Source organism: Streptomyces europaeiscabiei, from assembly GCF_001550375.1.
Classification (GTDB): domain Bacteria; phylum Actinomycetota; class Actinomycetes; order Streptomycetales; family Streptomycetaceae; genus Streptomyces; species Streptomyces europaeiscabiei.
The window spans coordinates 1-3,764 of the sequence record NZ_LRTR01000195.1 but is presented as its reverse complement, the minus strand read 5'-3'; the positions used below and the strand labels follow the sequence as shown (position 1 = coordinate 3,764).

Genomic DNA, 3,764 nt, shown 5'->3' with positions numbered 1-3,764 from the left:
CCCCGACCGACCCTTCCCGCCGGCTCTTCGTCTCCCGTGTCGTCGGCGGGGCCGTCGCCGCCGCGGCCGTCGGCACCGTCGGCTACGGCACCTACGGCGTCGTACGCGGCCCCAGGCTCAAGCGGGTCACCGTGCCGCTGGCCAAACTCCCGCGCGCGGCCCACGGTTTCCGGATCGCGGTGGTCAGCGACATCCACCTCTCGCCGATGCTGGGCCGGGGCTTCGCGCAGAAGGTCGTCGACACGATCAACTCGACGCAGCCCGACCTCATCGCGGTGGTCGGTGACCTGGTCGACGGCGACGTGGCGGACCTCGGCCCGGCGGCGGCGCCGCTCGCCGGGCTGAAGGCGCGGCACGGCAGCTACTTCGTCACCGGCAACCACGAGTACATCTCCGGCGCCGAGCAGTGGGTCGAGGAGGTGCGCCGACTGGGCCTCACCCCGCTGGAGAACGCCCGTCGCGAGCTGCCATATCTCGATCTCGCCGGGGTGAACGACATCGCGGGCGAGGACGAGGGCCAGGGGCCCGACTTCGCCAAGGCGCTCGGTGACCGGGACACCTCTCGGGCCGTGGTGCTGATGGCGCATCAGCCCGTCCAGATCCACGACGCCGTCGACCACGGCGTCGACCTCCAGCTCTCCGGGCACACCCACGGCGGCCAGATGTGGCCGATGACGTATGTCGCCGAAGCGGCCAACCCCACCCTCGCGGGCCTGGAGCGCTACGGCGACACCCAGCTCTACGTCAGCCGGGGCGCGGGCGCGTGGGGGCCGCCGGTGCGGGTCGGGGCGCCGTCGGACATCACGGTGGTGCAATTGGCGTCGAAACAGGCGTGACGGGGCGTCAGGACCCTTTTCCCAACGGTTTCCTGAGCATTCTGAAACGTATGGGCAAGGCACTTACCGCTTTCTATCCCAACTCAACAAAACCCGTCTTCCGTCAACACAGCCGACTGTGGTTAGGTGATCCGCGCCACCGCGGAACCACTGTGCCCAGTGAACCGGGTGGGGTTCCTGGGAGGGGCGCCGATGCGGTCGGTTCGCTTGCGGATTCTCGCGTCGCTGCTGGTACTGGCGGTCGCGGCGATCGGCGGCTGGCAGTTGCTGCCGGCCCAGCTGGACGAGAACAGGACGATCACCGTCGGAACGACCGACACGGTCACCTCGCTCGACCCGGCCGGCGCCTACGACGCAGGCTCCTGGGCCATGTTCAACAGTGTGTTCCAGTCGCTGCTGACCTTCGAACCGGGCGGCGCCGCACCCGTGCCGGACGCCGCGCGGAGCTGTGGGTTCGTCGGCAAGGCCCTCACCGTCTACCGCTGCACCCTGCGCCAGGGCCTGAAGTTCCCCAGCGGACGTGAGGTCACCGGCAAGGACGTCAAGTACTCCTTCGACCGGGTCGAGCGCATCAGCTCGGACGTCGGCCCCGCCGCGCTCCTCGACACCCTCCGGTCGGTCACCGCGAACGGGCTGTCGGTCGACTTCCGCCTCTCCTCGCCGGACGCCACCTTCCCCTTCAAGGTCGCCACCGGCGCCGGGTCGATCGTCGACCGCACGAAGTACCCGACGAGCCGGCTGCGCACGGACGGCGGCGCCGACGGCACCGGCCCCTACTCCCTGACCTCCTTCACGAACGAGCAGGCCCGCCTCACACCCAACGGCGACTACCAGGGCGTCGCGCGGTCCACCGGCAGCCCCGTCCTCATGCGCTACTACAAGGACTCGGCAGCGCTGCAGAAGGCCTGGAAGGCGCGACGGGTCGACGTCGTCACGCGCACGCTGCCGCCCGCGACGCTCGCCGGGCTGTCGCCCAGTGATCCCGACCAGCGGGTCACCGAGGTCGACAGCACCGAGACCCGCAACCTCGTCCTCAACGTGCGGTTGAACTCACCCTTCCGCGACCGCCGCGTACGGCAGGCGCTGGCCGCGCTCATCAACCGCGAGAAGCTGGTCGCCGACGTCTACCAGGGCACCACCGACCCGCTCTACTCCCTCATCCCGGCCGGCATCACGGGCCACACCACCTCGTTCTTCGACGCGAACCCCCAGCCCGACCCGCAACGGGCCCGCCAACTCCTCGACGAGGCCGGTGTCGGCATGCCCGTGCGCTTCACCTACGGCTACGCCGAGGGCCGGGGCTCGTCCGCCGCCGAGGCCGCCGAGCTGAAAGAGCAGCTGGAGGCGAGCGGGCTGTTCTACGTGACGACCAAGGCGTACGAGTGGACCGCCTTCCAGAAGCGGTACGCCGAGGGCAAGCTGGACGCGTACGGGGTGGGCTGGGTGGCCGACTACCCCGACCCCGACACCTTCAGTGGGCCCCTCGTCGGCACCGGCGGCTCCCTGAACAACGGCTACAGCAGCGAGCAGGCCGACCGGCTCATCCAGGACAGCCAGCGCTACGCGGACCGCAGCCGGGCCGCGCCGGACTTCAAGGAGCTGCAGGAGGTCGTGGCCCAGGACGTGCCGATGATTCCGCTGTGGCAGCGCAAGGAGTACGTGCTCAGCAGCGAGGAGGTCGGCGGGGCGCAGTACCTGTCCGACGGCACCGGGGTATTTCGGCTGTGGCGGCTGGAATGGATCTGACAATGGACGCGGCAAGAGATGCGGCAATGGGGAGGGCAGCGGAGAGGGCAACGGAAAGGGCAATGGAAAGGGCAATGGACATGACGGACGGCCTCTCGTCCAGGGGCGGGTAGCCTCCGTGCCCCTGGTCGGGCAGGGGCGAAGTCGGCGGGCGGCGTCACGACGATCGTGCATCCCGTGATCTCGACGGGGCGCCCCGGAAGGCGTTCCACGAACCCGCTCACCCGACAGTGATCACTCCGCCGCCCGCCCCTCGCCCCCCGGCTCCGGCTGCCCCTTCGTCATCCCCGGCAGGAAGTCCGTGAAGAGCTCGTGCACCTCGCGGGCCAGCGGCCGCAGCACCCGGAACCGGGACAGCGAGACACCCCGGGTCGTCAGCCGGGCCCCCCGTTCGGCGAACCGGTAGCTGCGCTCGCGTCCCTCCGTCCGGTCGAAGACCCAGTACATGACGAGCCCCATCTGGGAGAGCCACATCAACTCGGGCAGGACTTCGCGGAGTTCGTCCGGGACCTTGGCCTTGGACCCGGCGAGGACCTCGCGATGGATGGCGATGGACTCCTCGCGCGGCCCCTGCGACTCGGGGGAGAAGGGGCTGAGCGGGCTCTCCGGATCGGCAGCGTTCTTGAAGAACTGCGCCGCGAACTCGTGGTACGGCTCCGCCACGTCCAGCCAGGTCTTCAGCACCCCGGCGATCCGCGCCTCCAGGTCCTTCTCCCGCTCCAGCACCGGCCGCACCGCCGCCAGATGCTCCGCGCCGATCCGGTCGTAGAACCCCTGGATCAGGTGCTCCTTGCCGGCGAAGTAGTAGTACGCGTTCCCGACGGAGACCCCGGCCTCCTGCGCGATGGCCCGCATCGTCGTCTTGTCGTACCCGCGCTCCTGGAAGAGCCGCAGAGCGGTCTCCAGGATCAGTGCGCGGGTCTGCTCGGACTTGGCGGAGCCCTTGGGGCCGGGCTGCTCCGTGCCGTCCTTGGGGCCGGCGGCCCCCGCGTCGGGCTTGTCGGCGCCGGGCTCTGGGCTGGGGTTGTCGTTCAGTGCGGGCACGGGCAGAGCCTAACGAGTCGCGCAGGTACCGGTGTCGCAGCCGCCGGCAGGGCGGTACACCCACCCGTACCCGCGGTCGTACGTCCACCCCTCCAGCGCTGCGCCGCCCGTGCCGGCCCCGCCGCCCGTGCCGGCCCC

Annotated in this window: 3 protein-coding genes; 2 read left to right on the top strand and 1 reads right to left on the bottom strand. The window is 70.5% G+C overall.

Translation table 11 applies throughout. The features are described 5' to 3' along the window. Together AWZ10_RS09570 and AWZ10_RS09565 are read left to right on the top strand one after the other, a co-directional pair. Positions 1-836, top strand: an 836-nt coding sequence (locus AWZ10_RS09570; protein WP_167365933.1) for a metallophosphoesterase, incomplete at its 5' end; no start/stop codon positions are given. A gap of 192 nt (positions 837-1,028) precedes the next feature. Then, the gene (locus AWZ10_RS09565; RefSeq protein WP_046708575.1) at positions 1,029-2,582 is read left to right on the top strand and encodes an ABC transporter substrate-binding protein; all 1,554 of its coding nucleotides are present in this window, start codon (positions 1,029-1,031) and stop codon (positions 2,580-2,582) included. 234 nt (positions 2,583-2,816) lie between these two features. Here the strand turns inward: AWZ10_RS09565 and AWZ10_RS09560 are convergent, their stop codons facing one another. After that, positions 2,817-3,494: a TetR/AcrR family transcriptional regulator gene (locus tag AWZ10_RS09560; protein ID WP_234441154.1), complete on the bottom strand. Its 678-nt coding sequence runs from the start codon at positions 3,492-3,494 to the stop codon at positions 2,817-2,819. Positions 3,495-3,764 lie beyond the last annotated feature (270 nt).